Below are 23,760 nucleotides of genomic sequence, written 5' to 3'. Positions count from 1 at the left end.
TCGCTGGGCTCATAACCCAGAGGTCGCAGGTTCAAATCCTGTCCCCGCTACTGAAGGCCCGGGCCCGGCACGCACAGCGTGCCGGGCCCGAGTCGTTTTCTCGGGTGTGCGCCCGCTCGTCGCCCGCTCGGCCCTGCGTCCGGTCGCGTACGCGCTCCGGCGGCATAACGATCTGCCGGACCGGGCATGAACTGGTCCATCCAGGAAATGCCTCGCACGCCTGCGCGGTCCGTGTCGCCCGGCCGAACGCGTGGACGGGCGCCCGGACGGCCGGGGCAACCGGTCAGCCGCTTCCATGCGCGGCGTGCAGGGGCTCGCGGCGCGGCGCGGAACTCATTGCCTCGCCGGTCCTGACCACCCGGCGTGCGCCGGGTGGCGGGGGGCGCTCACAGGGGAGTCGTGCGCTCCCCCCTATGGACGACGAGGAGTCGCCGCGCGGCGCGGTTCGGGCCAGCCTGGGCGGGGCGCGGTAGGTTCCGCAGCCGTGGCGGGACAGGGCAGGAGAAGCGCAGAGGTGGGGAAACCGCTGTACGAGCATGGCTGGATGGCCGGGGGTGTGGGCGCCCGGCGTTTCGTACGGATGCTGCCTGCCCTGCTCATCGTCGGCGGACTCGTCTTCGACATCGCGTCACCGCCCCGCTTCACGGCGGTGCCCCTCTTCGTCGCCGCCCCTCTCATCGCCGCGCCGTTCGCCTCCCGGGCGGGGACCATCCGGGTCGGTGTCGCCTCGCTCGCCGCCGTCATCGTGATGCGGGTGTACGTGGGCACCATCGGGCAGATCGTCCCGATCATCGAGACGCTCACCGTGTTCACCACGGCCGTGCTGGCGCTCGTCATCAACGGAGTCGTACGGCGCGGCAACGAGCAGCTCGCCTCCGCCCGGATCATCGCGGAGACCGCCATGCGCGCGGTGCTGCCCGTCCCGGCCGAACGGGTCGGCGGGCTCCATGTCGCCGCGCGGTACGAGGCGGCGCAGGCGGACGAGTACGTCGGCGGCGACCTCTTCGCCGTCGCGGACACCCCGTACGGCGTACGCCTCGTGCTCGGTGACGTACGCGGCAAGGGGCTCGACGCGGTCGAGGCGGTGGCGGTGATCATCGGCGCCTTCCGGGAGGCCGCCGAGCAGGAGGAGACGCTGGAGGGCGTGGCGCAGCGGCTGGAGCGGGCGCTGGCCAGGGACGCCGCCCGGCGCGGGGGGCTGGACCCGGTGGAGGGGTTCGTCACCGCGGTGCTCGCCGAGATCCCGCAGGGCTCCGCGACCTTGCGGATCGTCAACCGGGGTCACCCCGAACCGCTGCTGCTCCATGCCGGAGGAGCGCTGGACGTGCTGCGGCCGAGCATGCCCGCGCTTCCCCTCGGCATGGCGCTGGGCGCCTGGCCGGACCAGGTGGACGAGTGGGAGCTTCCGCCGGGCGCGACCCTGCTGGCCTACACGGACGGGCTCTCCGAGGCGCGTGACCGGGCGGGCGTCTTCTACGACCCGGCGGAGCGGCTGCGCGGGCGGATCTTCCCTGGTCCGGACGAGCTGTTGACGGCACTCACCGACGACGTCCGGCTGCACACCGGGGGCCGCTCGACGGACGACCTGGCGCTGCTCGCGGTCGCCCGGCCGGCGGAGGACCAGCCGGAGCGCCGGACCACCGTGCCGATCGTGGGCCGAGGGGGCGGCTGACGTGGTGGTGCGGGCCATCGTCCCGAGGCACTCCCGGGCTGCTCCGGGCCCACTGGGCGGGTGCGGCGACGGTCCGTAGCAGGCCGGTGCCGCTCGATAACATATGACACACCGTCAGAAAAGCAGGAGCGCACCGACAGTCCGCAAGTCGCCCCGATGAGTGGTGATATGCGGTGGTAAATCCCGCCCCGAAGTGGGAATGATCAAGGGGAACGGCTTGGAATCGGAGCCGTCTGTCTATTAACGTTCGATAACGCAGCGCGGTCGTCCCAGCCGTCGTCAGAGACGGCGCCGTGCGCGAGCGCCGAATTCCGCGAGGGAACCGGGGAACCACCTTCTTGGGGTGAATCGGGCACCTGTGTCTCGTCAGAGACGTCAGGCGCCCGTAGGAGACCTTCCTGCTCCGAACCCGTCAGCTAACCCGGTAGGCGAGAAGGAAGGAAAGGAGTGCGCCCCCGTGGCGTCCAACCAGCCTGCCCCAGAAGCCCCGTCACCCTTTGCCACCCTCGACGGTTTCGGTTCCCCCGGCGACTCCGACAAGGCGTGGGAGGAATGGAACCCCACCGAGGATTCCCTCCGCCCCGTACGCGGCCGGCACCGCGTGGCGAAGCAGCGTGGTCTCGCGCGTAGTTCCACCGTCCTCGGGGTCGGCGTCATCGCGGCCGTCGGTGCGGGCGGCATGGCCACCGCGCAGAGCAAGCCGCCGGTCTCCATCTCCCTTCCCGATTCGCTCGCGGACAACCTTCCCGACGTCAAGTCCGTGCCCGGGCTGGGCGCTCTGTTCACCGCGGCCGAGTCCGACGACACCCCCGCCCCGGTGGCGGCGGCCGCGCCGTTCACCACGGCCGGGCTCACCACGGCCGAGACCGAGCAGGGTGCCACCGACGCGGGCGAGGCCCTGCGCGCCCGTATCCTCCAGCAGGCGGAGCAGCAGCAGTCCGCCGCCGACGCGGACGCGAAGGCGGCCGAGGAGGCGGCGGCCGCCACCAAGGCCGCCACCGAGGCGAAGAAGCAGCAGGACGAAGCGGAGGCGAAGGCCGCCGCCGAGAAGAAGGCGGCCGAGGAAGCCGCGGCGAAGAAGGCCGAGGCCGAGAGACTCGCCAAGCTCGCCGCCGCCTACTCGCTCCCCACCTCCGCGTACACGATCACCTCAACCTTCGGCGAGGCCGGCACGATGTGGGCCTCCGGGCAGCACACCGGCCTCGACTTCGCCGCGCCGACCGGCACCCCGGTCAAGGCCGTGCACGGCGGAACGGTCAAGTCCGCAGGCTGGTCGGGCTCGTACGGGTACCGCACGGTCCTGGAGCTCGAGGACGGTACGGAGATCTGGTACTGCCACCAGTCCTCCATGGACGTGGTCGTCGGCCAGCAGGTCAGCACGGGCGACACCATCGGCCGCGTCGGAGCCACCGGCAACGTCACCGGCCCGCACCTCCACCTCGAAGTCCACACCCCGGACGGCACCGGCATCGACCCGATGGCCTGGCTGACCGGCAAGGGCCTCGCGGTCTGACGCTCGGCGTACCGCTCACCCCCGATCGCCGGCAGCCCTGACGCTCTACCCCCCCAGGACGTCAGGGCTGCCGGTCTCTTCCCCCTCCCCGGACCACGGGCTCCGGACGGGCTGCGGACAGGCTCCGGACGGGCTGCGGACGGGCTCCGGACCGAGGCCCCCGTCGGTGGCCGGCCACGATCGGAGCCCCGGACCGGAATACGTCCGTCCGTCCGCTCCGTTGAACCCCTCATGACTTCTTCTCTCCGCAAGCTCGGAACGTCCGGCCTCGAGGTCTTCCCCCTCGCCCTCGGCGGCAACGTCTTCGGCTGGACCGCCGACGAGGCCCAGTCCTTCGCGGTCCTCGACGCCTACACCGCGGCCGGCGGCAACTTCGTCGACACCGCGGACGCGTACTCGGCCTGGGTCCCCGGCAACCAGGGCGGTGAGTCGGAGACCCTCATCGGCAAGTGGCTCAAGGCCCGCGGCAACCGCGCCGACGTCGTCGTCGCCACCAAGGTCGGTGCCCACCCCGCGTACCGGGGGCTCGCCACCGGCACGGTCAAGAGTGCGGTGGAGGAGTCCCTGAGGCGGCTCGACACCGACTACATCGACCTCTACTACACCCACTACGACGACGAGAGCGTCCCGGTGGAGGAGATCGTCACCGCCCTCGACCAGCTGGTGAAGGAGGGCAAGGTCCGCGAGATCGGCGCCTCCAACATCAGCCCCGAGCGCCTGCGCGCCTCGCTCGCGTTCTCCGAGCGCGAGGGGCTGGCCCGGTACGTCGCCCTCCAGCCGCACTACAACCTGGTCTCCCGCGACACCTACGAGGGCCCCGCGCAGGACCTCGCCGCCGAGACCGGTCTCGGCGCGGTCCCGTACTTCGCGCTGGCCTCCGGTTTCCTCACCGGCAAGTACCGGCCCGGTACGCAGGTGGAGAGCGCCCGCGCCGAGAAGGCCGGAGCCCACCTGGAGTCCGAGCGGGGGCAGAAGGTGCTGAGCGCGCTCGACGCCGTCGCCGAGGCGCACGGGGCCGAGATCGCCACCGTCGCGCTGGCCTGGCTCGCGTCCCGCCCCACGGTCGTGGCGCCGATCGCCTCGGCCCGTACGCCCGAACAGCTCCCCGCACTCCTCGCGGTCGCCGACCTCACGCTGACCGGCCAGGAGCTGGACCGGCTCACCGAAGCCTCCGCCTGAGCGCGGCCTACTGCGGCGGGTGCAGATAGGGGTTGTGCCCGCCGTACTGCCGGTGCGGCGGCGGCTGTTGCGGGGCGGGGGCCGGTGCGGGCGCCGGGCCCGGGGTTGCCCGCCGCCCGGGGGCGTACGAGGACGCCGGACCGGTTCCGTACGGCGCCGGGGGCGCGTAGCCCCGGGCCGGGTGGGCGCCGCGCGCCGCGTGGGCACCGCCGTGTCCGGCGTGCGCTCCGGGGCCGTACGGGACGGGTGCCGGGCGGCGGACGGCCGGGCGGAACACGCTGCGGGCCGCCTGGCCCAGTGCGGGGGCCGCGACGTCCCGGCGCTCCCACAGGTGGTGCAGCAACTCCTGCTCGCGCGCCGCGAAGTCGGCGCCCACCGCACCGCGCCGGGCGTCCCGCCGCAGCGCGGCCAGCGAGGTCGCGAACGACTCGTACTCCGCGACGGCACGGGCCGCCGCCCGGCCCCGGGCCCGGTCGGAAGCGCCGTGCCAGTGCCGTGCCAGGTCACGGGCCATGCCCCGGGCGCGCATCGAGCCCAGCGCGAGCGGCTCGGCCGGGGTGAGCCAGCCGGCCACCGCGTACGCCGGGAACTCGGCGGCGAGGGTCCGCAGTTCCCGCCTGCGCGACCAGATCGCCAGCCAGGTCAGCAGCCCGAACACCGGCATCATGAAGACGCCGTAGACCAGGTAGAAGCCGTACGGCCGCCAGGTCGCCGAACCGTTCCACAGGGCGTGCATGCCCATCGCGCACACCAGTCCCAGCAGTGGCAGCGCGATCCGGCGGACCCTGCGGCGGCGCCCGGCGGCGGCGAGACCGAATCCGATGCCCGTGAGCGCCGTGAACACCGGGTGCGCGAAGGGCGACAGGACGATCCGTACGAAGAAGGTGCCGACGGTCACCGAGGCGATGCCCACCGTCCCCAGCTGCCGGTCCTCGCCGAAGGCGCTGCCGAGATAGAGGATGTTCTCGCTGAACGCGAACCCGGTCGCGGTGAAGCCCGCCGCCACGATCCCGTCGACGACCCCGCCGAACTCCCGCCTGCGGAACAGGAAGAGCATCAGCACGGCGGCGCCCTTGGCGCTCTCCTCGACGATCGGCGCGACGACCGTGGCGCCCAGGGTGTCGGCGCCGGAGGGGTCCGCCGAGAGGTTCGCTATCCAGTAGGTCGCGAAGGAGTTCGCGACGATCGCGACCAGCGCCGCCGCGCACGAACCCCAGGCGAAGGCGAACAGCGGATTCCGCAAGGGCGCCGGTTCGACCCGGTCCAGCCAGCGGAACGCCGCCATCAGGAGCGGCACCGGCAGCACCGCGAGCCCGAGACCGACGAGGAACCCCTCGGTGCCCGTCTCCCTGCGCACCAGAGCCAGGATGAGCAGCCCGCAGATGGCCAGCGTCACGATCACCGCACCCGCGCGGAACGCCTTGCTGCGCCACACCATCCCGACGCGGCGCGGGCGGTAACGCCAGTGGGCTCGCTCCGGGACGGCCCCCAGGATCTCGCCGATCCGCTGCTCCTCGAGCACGGGGACGGCGGGCTGGGACTGCTGGTGCTGCTCTGACCCGGCGGACATGTCCCGACCCTAACGAGCGGGACCGACAAACGACCAGGAGGTTCCCGCCCGGCTCCCGTCGAGGGGCCGGGCGGGCTCCAGGACCTCTCAGACCCTGGCGAACAGCAGGTCGTGGACGACGTGGCCCTTGTCCAGGCCCTGCCCCTCGAACCGGGTCAGCGGCCGGAACGCGGGACGCGGGGCATAGCCGCCGTCGGGCCGGGTGTTCTCGAACCGGGGGTGCGCGGTGAGCACCTCCAGCATCTGCTCCGCGTACGGCTCCCAGTCGGTCGCGCAGTGGATCACCGCGCCCGGCTTCATCCGCCCCGACACCAGGTCCAGGAAGTCGGGCTGGATCAGCCGCCGCTTGTGGTGGCGGACCTTGGGCCACGGGTCGGGGAAGTACACCCGCAGCCCGTCGAGGGACTCCGGCTTCAGCATCTCGCGGAGCAGGATGATCGCGTCGCCGTTGGCGACCCGCACGTTGGCCGAGCCGGCCTGCTCGGCGAGGCGCAGGAGGTTGCCCTGGCCCGGGGTGTGCACGTCGACGGCGAGGATGCCCGTGGCCGGGTCGTCCGCCGCCATCTGGGCGGTGGCCTCGCCCATGCCGAAACCGATCTCCAGCACGACCGGCAGGCCGCCGAACATCTGGTCGAGGTCCAGCACGCTCAGGCCGTCGATGTCGAAGCCCCACTGCGGCCAGAGGCGCTCCAGCGCGTCCTGCTGGCCCACCGTGACGCGGCTGCGGCGCGGCTGGAAGCTGCGGATGCGGCGCTCGTGGTGCGAGCCGGCAGGGTCGGCGGCGGGGCCGCCGGGGAAGCGCGGCTCCTGGCGCAACCGACGCTGCCGGTCGAAGGAGGCGGCCCGGCGGGCCGCGGCGTCGGCCTCCGCTTCGGAGGCGTCCACGTCGGAGGCCGTCATGCCGGCCGGGACCTCGGCGGTGCTCGCGGCTGCGTTCACATCCGGGTCGACATCCGGGTTCACATCCGCGTTCACGGCTGCGTTGATGGCGGGGGCCTCGGCGGTCTCGTCGCGCGCGCCGGGCTCCGTACTGGGGTTCAGGGGCTGCTCAGACACAATGCCCCGATTCTACGGCGGGCGGCCTCCACCCCGCCCCCTGCGCCAGAGCCAGCACCCGCCGGGCGATCTCCCGCCCCACCGGCAGCGCCGTGGCGAGCGCGGCGTCCGCGGGAGTGTGGAGCACGTGCACGGTGTGCGGGGCCTCACGGATCAGGAAGTCCTCGACCGGAGTGCCGTCGCCGTGCAGCGCCTGGGCCCGCACTCCGGTGCGCGCCGGGCCCAGGTCCTCCTCGGTCACGTCGGGCAGCAGCCGCCGCAGCGCGGCCGCCACCGCCGCCCCCGTCGAGCCCGCCCGGCCGGTCTGCCAAGGGCGCCCGGTCTGCCAGGGACGCCCGGTGCGCCCGTCCGGAGCGGTCCGCCCGATCACGTCCGTCCGCTCCGCCGACCGCACCGCACCGGCCCCGACGAGGGGCGCCCCGTCCCGGGCGTACCTCTCGGGCCGGCGCGCGGTCCGCCAGGAGGCGGGCCGGGTCAGCGCGGAGAGCAGCCCGCCGGGATGGGCCGGCGGCACCGGCCGCCCGTGCGCCGTCGCGCCGGCCGGCCCCACGTGGACCGTGCCGTCGACGGACCGGACGATGCCGACGGCCGGCTGCGCCCCGGGGAACGGGTGCCCCGGGTACGGCACCGGATGGACCACTCCGCGTACCAGCTCCGGTCTGCGCAGCTCGTAGTACGTGTCCCGGACCGGTACGACGCGTACGCCGGGTTCGTCTCCCGCGAGCCGCGCCACCCGGTCGCTCCCCAAGCCCGCGGCGTTGACCAGGACCCGGGCGCGGACCACCGTCCCGTCCGCCGTGCGGGCCGCGACGCCCCAGGGCCGCCGGTCCACGGCGGTCACCCGCGCCGCGCACCGGACGACCGATCCGGCGGCGGCGACCTCGCCCGCGAGCGCCGCGAGGACCCCCGCCGCGTCGCAGACCCCGGTGGTGGAGACCCGGATCGCCGCCTGCCCGCGCACCCCGGGCTCGTACTCCGCGATCTGCGCCGGGCCCAGCTCGCGCACCGGCAGCCCGTGCTCCCGGCCACGCTGCGCCAGGGTGTGCAGCCGGGGGAGCTCGGAGCGGTCGGTCGCCACGATCAGCTTCCCGGCGACGGTGTGGGCGATGCCGTGCCGGGCGCAGAACTCGGTCATCTCGCTGCCGCCGCGCGCGGCGAACCGGGCCGTGAGGGAGCTCCGGCGGTGGTGGACACCGCTGTGGATCAGCCCGCCGCCCGGTCCCGCGAGGTGCTCGGCGGGGTCGTACGCCTCCTCCAGCACCGTGACCCGGGTGCCCGGCGCCGCGCGCGTGAGCGCGTACGCCGTCGACAGGCCGACGATCCCGCCGCCGATCACCAGCACGTCGCAGTCGTAGTCCGCGTGCGTCCTCATCACGCCACCTCCCACCCCGATAGTGCACTGACCCGCTGACAACCGGATCAAACCCCGGACGGGACGGGGACGTGGCGCGGGTTGTGACGGGCGGGCTCCCGACGGGCCCCGCACCGAGCCGTCAGACGGGGGCCACCAGCAGCGGCCGGGCCCGCTCGCGCAGCTCGGCGACGCGCGGCTCGTCGCCGTACGGTTCGAGGCGGTGCAGCAGGTCGCGCACGTACTCGGTGGTCCGGGCGGAGGAGATCCGCCCGGCGACCTCGACCGCACGGGTCCCGGCGGCGCAGGCGGCGTCGAGGTTGCCCGACTCCAGCTCGGCGACGGCCGAGACCACGAGCCGCAGCCCGTGCGAGCGGACGAACTCCTCGGTGGGCTTCGACAGCGCGAGCTCCGTGAACCTGCGCACCTGGCGGGGCGCCTTGAGGTCCCGGTAGCACTCGGCCGCGTCGGCGGCGAACCGGTCGTACGAGTAGAAGCCGAGCCACGAGGGATCGGCGTCCCCCGGCCGCGACCGCTCCAGCCAGCTCTCCGCCCCCCGCAGCGCCGCCCCGGCCGCCGGGGCGTCCCCCGCCTTCGCGTGGGCGCGCGCCTCGACCAGCCGGAAGAAGCTCATCGTCCGGGCCGTCGCCAGACCCCGGTTGCGCTCGACCGCCGCCTGCGCGAGGTCGACCCCCTCGTCGGCGAAGCCCCGGTACGTCGCCTGGAGCGACATCGACGCCAGGACGTACCCGCCGAGCGGGACGTCGGCGGCGGCCCGGGCGAGCCGCAGGGCCTGGATGTAGTACCGCTGGGCGGCCTCCTGCTGGCCGGTGTCGAAGGCCATCCATCCGGCCAGCCGGGTCAGTTCGGCGGAGGCGCCGAACAGCGCACGGCCCACCTCGTCGCTGTACGAACCGAGCAGCAGCGGCGCCGCGTCCACCCGTAAGCACTCCGGGACCATCGAAGAACGCCAGTCCCCGCCGCCGTACTTGGAGTCCCAGCGGCGTGCGTCCTGGGCCGCCTCGCGCAGTTTGGCGACATCGCTGTGGCCGACCCGCAGCGGCGAAGCGTCCGCCACGGACTCGGGCCCCGGCTGCACCGGGACCGCCCCGTGCCCGCCGGGCAGCAGCGGGCCGCCGGGCGCCGGAGCCGCCGCGGGCGCCGGGCGGCCCGCCGCGGGGCCGCCGAGGAGCGCGGTCCGCGCCACCGCGGAGTCCCGGGCGACCGAGGGGTCGGCAGGGGTTATCAGCCAGCGCGACGCGGGCGTCGCGTAGGCGCTCACCGAGAAGGATCCCGCCAGCGACTGCCAGATGCCGTTGCCGCCGCGGCGGCCGGCGAGGTCCAGGCGGTACAGCTCCGTGGCGGAGCGCACCGCCTCACCCACGTCGCGCGGGAAGGCGAGACCGACCTCGGGCGCCGGGTCGGCGTCGGCGAGACCGATCTCGTGCAGCGGGACCGGCCGGCCCAGCTTGGCTCCGATCGCGGCCGCGATGAGATGCGGCGCCGCGCCCTGCGGCACCATGCCCTTGGCGACCCACCGGGCGACCGAGGTCTTGTCGTAGCGAAGTGTCAGCCCGCGCTGTGCTCCGAGGTCGTTGACCCGCCGGGCGAGCCCGGCGTTGCTGATTCCCGCGAGGGCGAGAACCGTGCCGAGCTTCTCGTTCGGCCCGCGTTGCTCCCTGGACATGCGCCACCCCTCGACACACAGACAGCCGCCGCGTCACCGGGGGCGGCGCGCGGCATTCGTACCGGGATCTCCTCGCGGCGGACTCCCATGAGGCCGGGCGCACACGCATGTGGCCGTACCCCGAGGAATATGCCGCCGTGCTGGGACCATCGGTAAACCCAGCGTAGTTCTCCGCATCCCTACCGTTAAGGGGCATGGGTTCGGATGGCGGGATTGTGGCCCGCGCCGCGGATCGTCCAGGGGCTGCCCGGGTGGCCGGAGGGGGCGGGGGAGGGGGCCGGATGTGCCCCGGCCGTGTGGCCGTGCGCCCGGCCGTGCGCTCTCGCCGGACCGGTGTCGAAGCGCTTCCATGGACCGTGCGTGGGTCGGCCCGCCGCACTGGACTCGGCGGGCTGGGGGACACTGCCGCCCCATTCCCCGCGGGCGGCGGACCGGCCCGGGAGGTGCGCGCCATCTCCCGGGCCGAGCGCCGGACGGGCCCTCGGGGGCCGGCCGCCGGGCGCGGGGGACGCGTGGACCCTCTGGGGCGTGCGCCCGGGGCGCGCGCCCGATCGGCGCGCGGAGCGGCGGGACGGGGATGCCGGCTCGGGGCGGTACTGCCGGTCGGTCGTGGCCGGACCGACGCCGGACCGACGAAGAATGGCTGATTATCGACGGTCGTTGATCCGTTGGAATCGACCGCGAGAGCGCTCCTCCGGTGGCTTGAATGCGCCTGAGGGCGTGGAGGCGGAACCGCTCCGATGACCCGGGGGAGGGCATCCGCGGGGCTCGGGCGCGGGGCTCGGGCGGGGGCGCGTGGTGGCGGGTGCGGTGGGTGCGGTGGGTGAGGCGAGGGGGCGCGCCTTCGGTGGTGAGCGCCACCGGAGGGCGCGCGTGGTGGTTGCGCTTCCCGGTGCCGGTGGGTGCGTCGCCGGGTTCCTGTGGTTGCGCGGCCGGGCTCCGGTGGTTGCGCTGCGGGGCTCCGGCGGTTGCGCGGCCGGGTTCCTGTGGTTGCACGGCCGGGTTCCTGTGGTTGTGCTGCGGGGCTCCGGTGGTTGCGCGGCTGGGTTCCTGTGGTTGCGCGGCCGGGCTCCCAACAAACGGAAGGTATCGTTCCGTTGGGCGGGGCGACCTGGTCGGCGGCCAACGGCTCATGCCAGGGGCGCATGCTCTTCCGGCGTGCGCCGCGCGTACCCCCTCCCGGCCGTCGCAGTCGTGGCAGCATGTCCCGCAGCGGCGTTCCAGCGGACCATGCGCGCCGTCAGTCCACAGCCTGTGGAGGCGGCGATGCGTTGGTTGGTGGGGTGGAGCAGTATCGCCGCGAGCTTCGGCACGGTGGGCGGGGTCAGCGCGGCGGGCGAGGGGCGCACGGTCCATCCGGTGGGCTCCCAACTCCTGTGGGGAGATCCCGATCCGCTGTGGGCGGTCGGCGACTGGCGCCCCGACGAGATCCGGCTCATCGACGCCGCGACCACGGTCGGCGCACCCACCACCCGGCTCGCGGTGCTCGGCTGCTGCGGGGCGACCGACGAGCAACTGCGCGTCGGACTCCTCTCCGCGCGCGGCGGCGCCCTGCGTCATCTCACCGCCTGGCCCGGCAGTTACACGGTCGTCGTGCAGATAGGACGGCGCATCACCGTCGCCGGGGACCTGGCAGGCGCCCGGCCCGTCTTCCACACCCCCTGGGCCGGCGGCACCGCGTACGCCACCGCCGCACTGCCGCTCGCCGACCTCATCGAGGCCCAGCTCGACATCGGCCACCTGGCCGCCCTGCTGGCCTGCCCGGAGACCCCGGAGGCCCTCGGAGACGGCACCCCGTACGCCGGTGTGAAGCGCATCCCGCCCGGCCACGCCCTCATCCTCCGCGAGGGCTCCCGCGAGATCACCGGGTACGAACCCGTCGCCTCCCTCGCCGTCGCCGCTCCGCAGGCCGACCCCGTGCACGCGGTGGAGGGCGTACGGGACGCCCTCGTCGAAGCCGTACGCGCCCGGCTCACCGCCCCCCGCCACGCCCCGGAGGCCGGGCCGCAGGACCCCGGGCCCGTACCCGGCATGGGGCCCGCAGACCGTCGCGCCGCCCGGGGCCGGGGGCCGGTCCCCGGCATCGGGGCCGACCTCTCCGGCGGCAGCGCCTCCGCGACCCTCGCCCTCCTCGCCGCCGGACTGCCGGGCCTCCCCGGTACGGTCCTCGGCCACGGCACCGGCGCGGGGGAGCGGCTTCTCGCCGTCACCTTCAACGACCTCACCACCCGCGGCGACGAGGACGAACTCGCCCGCGCCCGCGCCATCGCCGCCAATCCGCGCCTGCACCACGTAGTGGTCCCCGCGGGCGAGGAAGCCCTCCCCTACGCGGACCTCTCGGTGGAGAACGCGGTGATCACCGACGAACCGGCGCCCTCCCTCGTCGTCGCCGAACGCCACCGCCGCCGTCTCGCCGCCGGCAGCGCGGACCACCTGGTCGGGTACGGCGCCCGGCAGGTGCTCGACGCCCATCCGGCCCGCCTGGCCGACCTCCTCATGGACCGCCGCCGCCGCGATCTGCTGAGACCCGTCGCGGCGCTCACCCGGGCCGAAGGCGCCTCCGCGCACTCCTTGTTCGTACCGCTCGCGGTCTACCGGGCCGCCCGCCGACTGGCCCGCACCTCCTACCGCACCGGCCTGGAGACGGCGGCCGGACTGCTCCCCGAGGCGAACCGGTACCCCGCCGGCCTCGACGGCCCCGGCAGCGGCGGTACCCCCGCCGACGCCTCACTGGCCGCCCTCACCTGGTCACGGCCCGGACCTGCCGCGCGCTGGCTCACCGGGGAGGCGCTCGCCCAGGTGTCGGTCCGGCTCCAGGAGGCGGCGATCCGCCCCGCCACCGCGCAGCGCCCGGGCCAGGCCAGAGCGGGCGCGGCCCTCGCCCGCGCCGCAGCCGGCCACCGCATCCTGGAGCAGGCCGCCGACATCCGCAGCCAGCGGCTGCACGCGCCCTTCCTCGACAACCAGGTGGTCCGGGCGGCCCGCGCCCTGCCCGAGTCGCTCCGGGTCCAGCCGGGCGCGCGCGCCGCGATCCTGCGCCGGGTCCTGTCGGGCGCGGGCATCCATGAACTGCCCACCGGCTGGGGCGCCCCGTCGCTGGCGCGGTCGACGGAGGCGAACCGCACCGGACTCCGCCTGGCTCTCCCCGAGTTGATGAACCTGTTCGACGCCCCGCTGCTCGCCGACGCCGGACTGATCGAGGCCCGCGTGGTCCGCAAGGCACTGCGCGCGGCCGCCGACGGGGAACCGCTGCCGCTCGACGGGCTCGCGGACCTCGCCTCCACGGAACTCTGGCTCCGCCGCCTGATGGGCCGCCGGGGCACCTGCTGGACCGGTACGGCGGCACCGCGCAGCCGGGCCGTCGCGGGAGGCGTCCTGCCGGTCGGGCGCCGCTCGCTCCAGGCATGAGGGCTGCCGACACGGCTTACGGGCCCCGCTCGTGCGACGGCCCCCCCGGCGGTGCCGTGTGCGCGGGTGCCCGTGAGTACTGCCCGGTGGCGGTGTTCCGCTGGCCGCGGGTGAACCGTGAACCTGCCCGGTCGGCTGCCCGTGGGTGAACCGTGAATCGGCCCGGTCGGCTACCCGCAGCTGAACCGGGAATCGGCCCAGTCGGCCATCGCCACCCCGCCGAACGGCCGCGCGGACTCGACGACCAGGCGCACCGCCGCCAGCCCGTCCAGCGGAACGCTCACCGGTACGGCGGGGTAGCCCGCCCGTACGGTCCCGGAGGTCCACAACACCGCGCCCGCGCCGTCCCCGCCGTCTACGACCGCTTTTGCGCCTTCGCCGCCTTCGCCACTGAGGACGGAGAAACGCACCGCGCCCAGGCCGAGGGCCAGATCGTCGATGCCTGCCATCGCCTCGTAGCGGGTGCAGCGCCCGTCCAGCAGGACGACCACCGACGAATGGCCGCCCACCGTCACACCGTGCGCGTACGGGGTGGAGGCGATCGACAGGTCCCGGCGCTGCCAGATCGGGCTGCTCCCGCGCAGCTTCACCGTGGGCCCTGACCCGTCCCCCAGGAGGTCGTAGCGCAGCTCGCTGAACCGGTAGACCTCGGGCGCGGGTGCCTTCGGCGTGGTGGGTACCCCGGTCGGAGAGGGGGCGGGTTCCGGGGCAGGGGGCTCCTCGGCGGGCGGGGTGGGCGCAGGCGTACGCGGAGCGGGCGCGGCTGCGGCGGAGGGCTTCGGGGCGGGCCGGGACAGCGAGGGAGCAGGCTTGGCGGCCGTCGGGGACGGCTCCGGCGCGGCCGGGGGTGAGGGCGCGGGGGGCTTCGGCGTCGGGTCGGGCGAGTCGGGCGAGGGCGCGACGGACGGGATGGAGGCCACCGCCACCGGAGGCTTGGCCACCGGCTCCGGCTGGTCGTCGCCGACCAGGGCCCACACCAGTCCGGCCGCCGCCGCGATGGCCACCGTGGCCGCGACGCCCACCTTGACGGGCGCGCCGAGCCCCTCCGCGGCAGCGCCTCCGGCCGCCGAACCACCACCGGCACCGCCCGCCGCTGTACCGCCCGCCGAGGCCGCGCCGGTGGCCGCGCCCGTGGCCGTGCCTCCGGCCGACGTGCCGGTTCCGGTCGCGGCGGCTGCCGCCCCGGCCCCGGCGAGACCCAGCGTGCCGCCCGCCGCGACGCCCGCCGCCTTGAGCGAGTACGCGGCGGCGAACCAACCGATGACGGCGACCGGGAGCAGCGCGGGAATCCCCGCGTTGACCTGCTGCAACTCACCAGCGGCCACACGGCATCTGGCGCACTCGTCAAGGTGCTTGCGGAGCCCGCGCTCCGCCCGCATCCGCAGGCCGCCCCGCGCGTACGCGCCGAGCCGGTCGGCGTACCGCGCGCAGTCACCGCCCGCCACCAGGGCCTGGCTGACGTGCGCTTGGAGGTAGGCCTGCTTCAGCCCCTCCCGGGCCCTGCCCGCGAGCACCGCCGTGGCGTTGGCGGACAGCCCGAAGAGCGGGGCGATCTCGCTCGGCGATTCCTCCTCCACGGTCGTGTGCCAGAGCACGGCCTGCCAGCGCTCCGGCAGGCTGCGGAACGCCTGCAGGGCCATGGACTGCTCGGCCTCGTGCATCGCCCGGACGTCGGCGCCCAGGTCGAGGGTGTCGTCGTCGGACAGCTCGGAGGTACGCGCAGCCCCGGCGGCGAACACCGCGAAGTCGTCCACCAGATGCTCGCGCTTCGCGCTCTTCGTCCAGGCGGCGGCGACATGCCGGACCGCGGTCATCAGATAGGCGCGGACTGCTTCTTCGGGCCCCTTTCCGCCACGTACGGCCTGAAGGGTCCGGGTGAAGACCTCGGCCGTCAGGTCGTCCGCGGTGTGCGCGTCGCGGCAGCAGGTGCGCGCGTAGCGTCGGACGGCGCCGGAGTGCCGCCGGAACAACTCCTCGTACGCCCGGTCGTCACCGGACCGCATACCCCTGATCAGCTCGGCGTCCGACACGGCGAGCCCGGTCGCGGCTCCCCGCCCGGTGCGCTGCGGAGGTACGGACCAGGGGCCGGGCAGCACGGTGCCGCCACCGCTCCCCGCCGGAGCCTCCCCACCGCGCTCCGGCGGAGCCGGTGCTCCCGGTGCTCCCGATACGCCTGACGAACCGGCGCTGGGCGAAACGGTGCTGGGCGAACTGGCGTTGGGCGAACCGGCGCCTGCCGAACCGGCGCCTGCCGAACCGGCGCCTGCCGAACCGGCGCCTGCCGAACCCGTCCCCACCGAGCCGCTGCCGGACACCCTCCCGGTTCCCTGCGGGGGGACCTGGGCCTGGCGTGGTGGGGGGACCGCCCCTTCCTCGGCGCCGCCCTCGGTCGAGACGCCGTCGAGCGGCTCTTCCCGCGTGCCGTCACCGCTCATCGCGGAAGCCCCCGTACCTGCCGTGAACCCAATTCCGGGCAACACTGCCACACGGCCCTTGCGCTGCGCGCTGGTTCAGCCCCACCTTCCACTCGTCCGGGGTGTCCGACCGAATGGGAGCGCGAGAGGTCATCCGAATGGGAGCGCGAGAGGTCATCCGAACGGGACGGGTCCGCCCCCGCCGGCCGGAGCGTCCGCGGGGCGTCGCCCGCGCCCGTCAACTCATCGGCTCACCGGCTCGCTTCCGCCCCTTCCCGCCCTCGCCCCCGCCCTGGCCCTCACGCGGGCCGCGAACGCAGTCCTTCCAACAGGATGTCGAGCAGCCGTGCCGAGGCAGCGGACTGCTGGGCCGGGTCCGGCAGGGAGGGCGCGGAGGTGGCGATCACCAACAGCACATCGGCCACCGTCACATCGGCACGCAGCTCGCCGGAGTCCCGGGCGCGCTCCAGGAGTCGTCCGACGACATCGAGCAACTCGCCCGTGCCCGACGCCTCGTCGCCCGCCGGCCCGTCCGTACGCTGCGGGGGCGCCGGGCGGAGCTCCGTCGCAGCGGCGACCTGCCGCTGCTGCGGAACCCGCGTCCCGTCACCGCCGTCCCCGGCGGCGCGAAGGGCGTCCTCGCCGTTCGAGGAGGCATCGACGCGCAGCACCTGCGGCGGCAGCAGCCTGCCCGCCCCGGACGCCACCGACGTCCGGAGGAAACGGGAGAGCGCGGACCAGGCCTCGTCCTCCTGGCCGAGCGCGGCTCGTGCCTGCTCCGTCAGCCGAGCCGTCTCGGCTTCGGCTATTCGCCGTACCAGGACGTCCTTGCTGGGGAACCGGCGGTAGACGGTCCCCACCCCGACCCGCGCGCGGCGGGCCACATCCTCCATCGGGGCGCCGTACCCCAGTTCACCGAAGACCTCCCGCGCCGCGCGCAGGACGTGCTCCAGATTCCGCTGCGCGTCCACGCGGAGCGGTGCCGAACGAGCCGGCGTCCCTACGGCGGAACCCGTCACGGAACCGGATGTCGAGCCGGCCACCGCGCCGGTCACCGAGACGCCTGCCGAACCAGTCACCGAACCGGTGACCGAGCCATTCACCGAACCGATCGACGCGACGACTCCGCCGGTCGTACCCGGGCCGGAGCCCGGTCCAACGGTCGGGCGGGACGACTCGACGACGGCGAGCCCTCCCGGTGTGCTGAGCCGTGCGACGGCCTCGGTCGAGGCCGGGACGGCAACCTGCCCATGCGAATCCTGAATGTGCATGACTTCCCCCGGTTATGACGTCTCCCCCCGGAGACTTCCCCACCATGTGGACCGGAGAAGAGGAGTGTCGAACTTCCCCATCCCCCACCCCGATCGGCTACGAACATAGTTGAGCGGGGGGCAATTCAGAAGGGGCAGTTCCGCACGGAGCGCCCCTCGATCGGAGCAAGGACCCGATCGTTCCCGTTTCCGCCCTTGCGCGCGCCCCCTCCTTCCCCGCCTGACCTGCGGGGCTGCCCCGTCGAACCTGACGGGTGGTGAGCCCGCACGCCGGAGCTTGGCGGTCACACAATTTGCAGGGCCTGTGGACAAACCCGCGACTCCGTTGCGTCATGGGGTGGTGATGGCTCCAGAATCCCGGGGAACGGCCCCCGGCAGCAGGCCAGGTGTGCGCATTCTCGTCGTCGGCGGAGGCTACGTCGGGATGTATACGGCGCTGCGCCTCCAGAGGAAGCTGAAACGCGGGCTGAGAAGCGGCGAGGTCGAGATCCTGGTCGTCACGCCCGACCCCTATATGACGTACCAGCCCTTCCTTCCCGAAGCGGCCGCAGGCTCCATCTCGCCCCGGCACGTCGTCGTCCCGCTCCGCCGCGTCCTGGGCCTGTGCCGCATCGTCATCGGCGAGGTGCACCGCATCGACCACGCGGAGCGGACAGCCAGCGTGAGCACCCTCGCCACCGGCAAGCACGGCGACGGTGCGGTCGAGATGCCGTACGACGAGCTGGTCCTCGCCCCCGGCTCCGTGGCGCGGACGCTCCCGGTTCCCGGACTCGCCGAGTCCGGCATCGGTTTCAGGACGGTGGAGGAGGCCATCGGGCTGCGCAACCACGTCCTCGAACAGATGGACATCGCCTCGGCCACCCGCGACCCGGCCCTCCGCGACGCGGCTCTCACCTTCGTTTTCGTCGGCGGGGGGTACGCCGGGGTGGAAGCACTCGCCGAACTCGAGGACATGGCCCGCTACGCCGCGCGGTACTACCACAACATCCGGCCGGACGACCTGAGATGGATTCTCGTCGAGGCGGCCGGGCGCATCCTCCCGGAGGTCGGTGAGGCGATGAGCGCTTACGCCGTGCGGGAGTTGCGCGGACGGAATGTCGACGTACGTCTCGGCACCCGTCTGGAGTCCTGCGAGGGCCGGGTCGCGGTCCTGAGCGACGGCTCCCGCCTCCCCACCCGCACGCTCGTCTGGACGGCCGGGGTGAAACCGGCGCCGCTCGTCGCCACCACCGGCTTTCCGGTCACCGAGCGGGGCAGGCTGCGCTGTACCGCCGACCTCAGGATCGCCGGTACCCGGCACGCCTGGGCCGCGGGCGACGCGGCGGCGGTGCCCGATCTGACGGCGCCGGATCCGGGTGCCGTGACCGCGCCCAACGCCCAGCACGCCGTCCGCCAGGCGAAGGTCCTGGCGGGCAACGTCGTCGCCGCTCTGGAGGGGCGCCCGCTCACCGACTACCGGCACGCGTACGCCGGATCGGTGGCCTCGCTCGGTCTGCACCAGGGAGTCGCCCACGTCTTCGGGCGCAGGCTCAAGGGCTACCCCGCCTGGTTCATGCACCGGGCGTACCACCTCAGCCGGGTACCGACCTTCAACCGGAAGGCGCGCGTCCTTGCCGAATGGATCCTGTCCGGGCTGTTCGCCCGCGAGATCGTCTCCCTCGGGTCGCTGGAACATCCCCGTGCGGAGTTCGAGCTGGCGGCCGGGGGCGCGGGCCCCCACCGCACCCCGCCTCCCCGCCGGCCCTCCGGTACCGGCGACGAGCCCCACGAACCCCACGAGCCGCCGGGCTGACCGCCGCCCCCGCATACGGGTCCACCGCCGTCCCTCCTTCCGGGGAGGCACGAGATCCCGTCGTACCGATGCCTGACCGGCGCCCTACCGCGTCGGTACGAGCACGAGCCCGCCACCCTGTTCGGCCCCGGAACGCCCGAAGCAGGCGCATGCGTCTCCCCGTCCGGAAGCACCGGGCGGACGGACGTGCCGCGGACCCGTACCGACGGCCGAATGACGACTGTCAGTACGCTCCGTCACACTGGACGTGTGACCATAGGTACGTCCACATCTGCACAGAGTGACCCGGTCGGCTGCGACCAGAGGTGAACGCCGACCCGACCCGCGGCGGACACCGACACGGCCACCGGTGAACCGCGACGCCGCATCGACAGCACGACCAGGCCCCGCCGTGATTTCCCCCGGGCCGCGTCCCCGCCCCTGACCCCGGCCGGGGACGCGGAACCGGATGCGGCGGACGTGAAAGCACCGGCGCACCACCGCACCGCCGCCGCACGGCCGACGACGTGGCGGACGCGGAGCAGAGACGCAGCAGAAGCAGCCAGCCCGAGCGGACCAGACCGACACACGAGGCCAGAGATACGTGAACTTCACGCGCTGGAGCGCCCGTTTTCCCGGAACGCAGCGTCGCGCCGCGGCCCGGGACGACCGCGGTTCCGTCCCCGCCGCCCGGGCCGAGTACGCGCGGTCACAGGGCGCCGCGCCGGAGGACGCCGCCGTCCCGCAGGCCCCCGACGAGCCGTCGCCTCCCGGCCTGCCGCCGGGCGACCTCGACGCCACGTCCGGCAGCCCGTCCGGCAGCACCCCCGCCGGCGTGTCCGCAGGTGCGCCCGGCCCCGTCGTGCCGGTCCTCGACGACCTGCCCGCCCGCGAGATCCTCGGCCGGCTCCCCGCGCCCGTTGCGCTGTTCCAGGGCCCCGACCACCGCGTGGCATACGTCAACGCCGCCTACGAGACGGCCTTCGGGCCCCGCTCCTGCGGCGCGCCCGCGGCCGAGGCCATGCCCGAGCTGGCCGAACTCAGCGTGCTGCCCCTGATGGACCAGGTGCTGCGCAGCGGCACCCCGCGTACGGTCAAGTCGCGCCGGACCCTCGGCGGCGGCTCGTACACCGTGACCTGCACCCCCGTCGCCCCCTGGGGCACCGACGGCGCCGAGGCCCCGGACGGCGGGACGCGCGGCGGAGTGCTGGTGCACGCCGCCGACGTCACCGACCACGCCGAGGCGGCCGAACGTCTCCGCACCAGCGAACGACGCCACCGCGAGATGGCCGTCACCCTCCAGCGCTCGCTGCTCCCGCAGGAGCTGGAGCAGCCGGACGACCTCCGGATCGCCGCCACCTACCAGCCCGGCGGCACGGACGCGGCAGTCGGCGGCGACTGGTACGACGTCATCACCCTCGGTGCCGGCCGTACCGCCCTCGTCATCGGCGACGTGATGGGCCGCGGGGTCCGCGCCGCCGCCGTCATGGGCCAGCTGCGCACGGCGGTGCGCGCGTACGCCCGCCTCGACCTGCCCCCGCACGAGGTGCTCCAGCTGCTCGACGGGCTGGCCGCCGAGATCGACGCCACCCAGATCGCCACCTGCGTGTACGCGGTGCACGACCCCAACGAGGGCCACCTCGTCTTCGCCTCCGCCGGGCACCTGCCGATCCTCGTGTCGGACGAGGACGGGACCGTGCGCGTGGCCGAGGACCCGACCGGGCCTCCGCTCGGTACGGGCGGCTGGATCCACACCTCCGGCACGATCGCGCTGCCGCCCGGCTCGACCGCCGTCCTCTACACGGACGGCCTGGTGGAGCGCCGCAGCGAGGACATCGACGAGGGGGTGGCCGCGCTCGGCCGGGCGCTCTCCGGTGCGAAGGGGACACCGCAGGTCGTCTGCGACCGGCTGATCCGCTCCCTCGGAGTGACGGCCGAGCACGACGACGACGTGGCGGTCCTGGTGGTCCAGCACCCCGCCCGCAAGGGGGCGGACGCGGAGCTGTTCCACAACGCCTCGCTCGATCTGCTCGGGGGCGTGGAGGCGGCGCCGCGCGCCCGCGCCTTCGCCACCGGGGTGCTGACCTCCTGGCGCTTCCCGGACGAGCTGCGCGACCGCGGAGTGCTCGCCGCGAGCGAGCTGGTCGCCAACTCGCTCCAGCACGGCACCCCGCCGACGCGCCTGGGACTGCGGCGCACCGACCGGCGGCTGATCATCGAGGTGACGGACGGGGACGACCACCTGCCGCGCCGCCGGAGAGCGGAGCCCGGGGACGAGTCGGGGCGCGGCATCGCGATCGTCGCGGCGGTCGCCTCGTCCTGGGGGAGCCGCCGCACCCCCGGTGGGGGCAAGGCCGTCTGGTGCGAGTTCGCGCTGCCCCGCTGACGGGCGCGGACCCGCTTCTCTCAGACGGCCGGCGCGGCAGCAGGCACGGGAGCCGCGCTCTCCGGCACGGACACCGCGACCACCCGTGAGTGCACGGCGAGCGAGGGCTGGTCCTGCACGGGGGTGAGCCGTCGGCCCAGCCGCAGCGCCAGCACCGTGATTCCCAGCGACACCACGACGAACGTCACGATGTACGGGGCGTGCATCGAGGCCCCCATCGGACCGCCGACCGCGGGTCCGACCGCCAGCGCGAGCTGCTTGCACAGGGCGAACGCGGAGTTGTACTGCCCGACCATCGACTCCGGCGCCAGGTCGGCGACCAGCGGGGCGACGGTCGGCGACAGCATCGACTCGCCGAGCCCGAAGAGGGCGTACGTGGAGATCATCGCGGCCGTCGCCATCGTCTGGCTGCCGTGGCCGAGGCCCGCGTAGCCCGCCACGACCCAGGCGAAGGCCCAGATCAGGCCGACCCCGGCGATCACCCGGCTGCGCTTGCGCCGCTCCACCAGCCGCAGTACGACGAACTGCGCGACGACGATGGCGGCGGTGTTCGCGGCCAGCGCCAGCCCCAGTGCGGACGGCTCGATTCCGGCGGCCTCGGTGCCGTACGCCGCGAGCCCCGACTCGAACTGGCCGTAGCAGGCGAAGAACACCACGAAGCCCAGGACGCAGAGCTGGACCATGGCCCGGTGCGACACCAGAGCCCGCAGCCCACCCGGTCCGGCCGCGGCAGTACGGACCCCGTCGACGGAAAGGGACACGGCGGGGACGTGCGGCAGCCGCACGGTGCTCACGACGGCGCCGAGCACCAGGAACATCACGGCCTCGACGACGAACAGCAGGGTGAACGTCCCCGGCCGGTCCGTGTCGACGATCTGTCCACCGACCAGCCCGCCGATGCCCATGCCCAGGTTCTGCAGGAAGAACTGCATGGCGAAGGCGCGGGTACGGGTCGTGCTGGTGGACGAGCGGACGAGCAGCGTGGCCAGCGCCGGCTGCATCACCGCGGCCCCCGCGCCGAGCACGGCGGCCGACGCCACCGCCGCCGTCACCCCGCCCGCGAAACCGAGCGACGCGACGCCCGCAGACGCCACGACCGAGGCACCCATGAGCACCGGAAGCGGACCGCGCCGGTCGATGACCCGCCCGGTGAACGGCAGGACGACCAGCGCTGCCATGGCGAAGACCGCCAGTACGACCCCCGCCGTACCGGCGCCGAGACCCCGTACCTGCGCCACGTAGACGTACAGATACGGAACGGTGAACCCGGTGCCGAACGCGCTCAGCGCGCTTCCCAGCTGGATCCGCCGCAGCGCTGCGCCCATCTCCCTGGTCACACTCACCTACCCCATGATCACGGGGCGACACAGTGCGCCCCCGAACTACACAGACCCGAAGACTTTAACACTAAAGTTAGAACTTCAACAATGAACATCGAAGGACTTCGAAGGGTGTGGACTTGCGTGCGACACTGTCCGCCATGTCCGAAACCACCGAGCTGGATCCCGACGAGCCGAGCCTCGACGAGCAGATCGCCGCTTACCAGCGCGAATTCAGCGACCTGGACCCGCAGGTCGAGCAGGTCGTCTCGGCCCTGGGCCGACTCAACCGCCGGATGAACGTCGCGTACGGCAGACAGCTCGCGGCGCTGGGCATCAGCAACGCCGAGTGGGAGGTCCTCAAGACCCTCGTACTCGTCGGCAGCCCCTACCGCCTCGGCCCCGGCGAACTCGCGAAGCGCCTCGGGCTCACTCCCGCCGCCATGACCCACCGCATCGACCGCATGGCGGCCGAGGGCCTCGTCACCCGCGACCGGGACGAGAACAACCGGGTCCGCGTCATCGTGGAGGTCACCGACGAGGGCCGCGCGAAGTGGCTGGAGGCGATGCGCATGGCGACCGTCTTCGAGGAGGACGTCCTCCAGGACCTCTCCGGCGACGAACGCGGAGTCCTCAGCGATCTCCTGATCCGATTGCTGCGCCGGGTGGAGGAAGCCCAGCCGGACGCGGACGGCCGGCTCACCGACCTCTCCTGAGCCGCCCCGGCGCTGTTGCCGCCGAGCCCGCACGGACCAGCCGACCAGGGTTGACACCGCGCACCCCGATCCGTAAAGTTCTCCGAGTTGTCAAGGAGCCGGAAGGTTCCGGGACAGCCGATCCCGCCGCTGACAGCGGCAACCAAACTCTGCACGAACTCCCGCTCGGGATAATTTCGGCATGCCGGAATTCATTTCGAAGGCCCGATTATGAGCCGCCGGGAAGAACCGCTAGAGTTTGGAGCGTCGGAAGGGCCCGAAACGGCCCGGAGGACAAGCCCGCTGACTGGGAATCAGGCCCGAAAGGATCTGATAGAGTCGGACTCGCCGGAAAGGGAAACGCGAAAGCGAGGAACTGGAAAGCGAAAATCGCTCGACCCGCTTCGACCGGGAATCGGACACGAAAGAGTCTGATAGAGTCGGAAACGCAAGAACGAAGGGAAGCGC

At 74.0% G+C, this 23,760-nt stretch carries 14 protein-coding genes and 1 riboswitch; of the genes, 7 read left to right on the top strand and 7 right to left on the bottom strand.

Annotated elements, in window-relative coordinates:
- The first annotated feature begins 544 nt into the window (after positions 1-544).
- The 3 genes from ACWCSV_RS33145 (at position 545) to ACWCSV_RS33135 (ending at position 4,364) form a co-directional block, all read left to right on the top strand.
- Positions 545-1,672 (top strand): PP2C family protein-serine/threonine phosphatase, encoded by a 1,128-nt coding sequence (locus ACWCSV_RS33145; protein WP_451148713.1) that lies wholly within the window; start codon positions 545-547, stop codon positions 1,670-1,672.
- Between the two features lie 292 nt (positions 1,673-1,964).
- Positions 1,965-2,118: riboswitch (cyclic di-AMP (ydaO/yuaA leader) on the top strand.
- 11 nt (positions 2,119-2,129) lie between these two features.
- Complete coding sequence (locus ACWCSV_RS33140; RefSeq protein ID WP_451148707.1) at positions 2,130-3,185, top strand: M23 family metallopeptidase; 1,056 nt, start codon at positions 2,130-2,132, stop codon at positions 3,183-3,185.
- A gap of 231 nt (positions 3,186-3,416) precedes the next feature.
- Positions 3,417-4,364 carry an aldo/keto reductase gene (locus ACWCSV_RS33135; RefSeq protein WP_451148705.1) on the top strand — a complete coding sequence of 316 codons (948 nt, stop codon included), beginning with the start codon at positions 3,417-3,419 and terminating at the stop codon, positions 4,362-4,364.
- A gap of 7 nt (positions 4,365-4,371) precedes the next feature.
- On the opposite strand, the gene ACWCSV_RS33130 is transcribed toward ACWCSV_RS33135, so the two are convergent.
- The 4 genes from ACWCSV_RS33130 to ACWCSV_RS33115 form a co-directional block, all read right to left on the bottom strand.
- Complete coding sequence (locus ACWCSV_RS33130) at positions 4,372-5,934, bottom strand: PrsW family intramembrane metalloprotease (RefSeq protein ID WP_451148703.1); 1,563 nt, start codon at positions 5,932-5,934, stop codon at positions 4,372-4,374.
- Between the two features lie 87 nt (positions 5,935-6,021).
- Positions 6,022-6,834, bottom strand: coding sequence for a tRNA (guanosine(46)-N7)-methyltransferase TrmB (trmB, locus tag ACWCSV_RS33125; protein ID WP_451148711.1), 813 nt, complete (start codon positions 6,832-6,834; stop codon positions 6,022-6,024).
- A 148-nt stretch (positions 6,835-6,982) separates the two neighbouring features.
- Positions 6,983-8,362 (bottom strand): FAD-dependent oxidoreductase, encoded by a 1,380-nt coding sequence (locus ACWCSV_RS33120; protein ID WP_451148701.1) that lies wholly within the window; start codon positions 8,360-8,362, stop codon positions 6,983-6,985.
- Positions 8,363-8,483: 121 nt separating this feature from the next.
- On the bottom strand, positions 8,484-10,028 hold the full coding sequence (locus tag ACWCSV_RS33115; protein ID WP_451148699.1) for a sporulation protein: 1,545 nt from the start codon (positions 10,026-10,028) through the stop codon (positions 8,484-8,486).
- Between the two features lie 1,266 nt (positions 10,029-11,294).
- On the opposite strand from ACWCSV_RS33115, the gene ACWCSV_RS33110 reads away from it, so the two are divergent.
- A complete protein-coding gene (locus tag ACWCSV_RS33110) occupies positions 11,295-13,436 on the top strand; it encodes an asparagine synthase-related protein (protein ID WP_451148697.1) in 2,142 nt (713 codons plus the stop codon).
- 170 nt (positions 13,437-13,606) lie between these two features.
- Here the strand turns inward: ACWCSV_RS33110 and ACWCSV_RS33105 are convergent, their stop codons facing one another.
- Together ACWCSV_RS33105 and ACWCSV_RS33100 are read right to left on the bottom strand one after the other, a co-directional pair.
- A complete protein-coding gene (locus ACWCSV_RS33105) occupies positions 13,607-15,871 on the bottom strand; it encodes a sigma-70 family RNA polymerase sigma factor (protein WP_451148695.1) in 2,265 nt (754 codons plus the stop codon).
- Positions 15,872-16,149: 278 nt separating this feature from the next.
- Positions 16,150-17,121, bottom strand: a complete 972-nt coding sequence (locus tag ACWCSV_RS33100; protein ID WP_451148693.1) for a TetR/AcrR family transcriptional regulator — start codon at positions 17,119-17,121, stop codon at positions 16,150-16,152.
- A 343-nt stretch (positions 17,122-17,464) separates the two neighbouring features.
- Here ACWCSV_RS33100 and ACWCSV_RS33095 point away from each other — a divergent pair, with 343 nt between their 5' ends.
- Positions 17,465-18,913, top strand: a complete 1,449-nt coding sequence (locus ACWCSV_RS33095; RefSeq protein ID WP_451148691.1) for an NAD(P)/FAD-dependent oxidoreductase — start codon at positions 17,465-17,467, stop codon at positions 18,911-18,913.
- Between the two features lie 583 nt (positions 18,914-19,496).
- Positions 19,497-21,278 carry a SpoIIE family protein phosphatase gene (locus ACWCSV_RS33090; RefSeq protein WP_451148689.1) on the top strand — a complete coding sequence of 594 codons (1,782 nt, stop codon included), beginning with the start codon at positions 19,497-19,499 and terminating at the stop codon, positions 21,276-21,278.
- A 20-nt stretch (positions 21,279-21,298) separates the two neighbouring features.
- Here ACWCSV_RS33090 and ACWCSV_RS33085 read toward each other — a convergent pair whose 3' ends face one another.
- Complete coding sequence (locus ACWCSV_RS33085) at positions 21,299-22,603, bottom strand: MFS transporter (RefSeq protein ID WP_451148709.1); 1,305 nt, start codon at positions 22,601-22,603, stop codon at positions 21,299-21,301.
- Between the two features lie 155 nt (positions 22,604-22,758).
- Between ACWCSV_RS33085 and ACWCSV_RS33080 the strand changes: the two genes are divergently transcribed.
- Complete coding sequence (locus ACWCSV_RS33080; protein WP_451148687.1) at positions 22,759-23,313, top strand: MarR family winged helix-turn-helix transcriptional regulator; 555 nt, start codon at positions 22,759-22,761, stop codon at positions 23,311-23,313.
- Positions 23,314-23,760 lie beyond the last annotated feature (447 nt).

It is taken from the genome of Streptomyces sp. NPDC001770 (assembly GCF_053596135.1).
The sequence above is the reverse complement of the archived record's forward strand: the minus strand, read 5'-3'. Positions and strand labels throughout refer to the sequence as shown.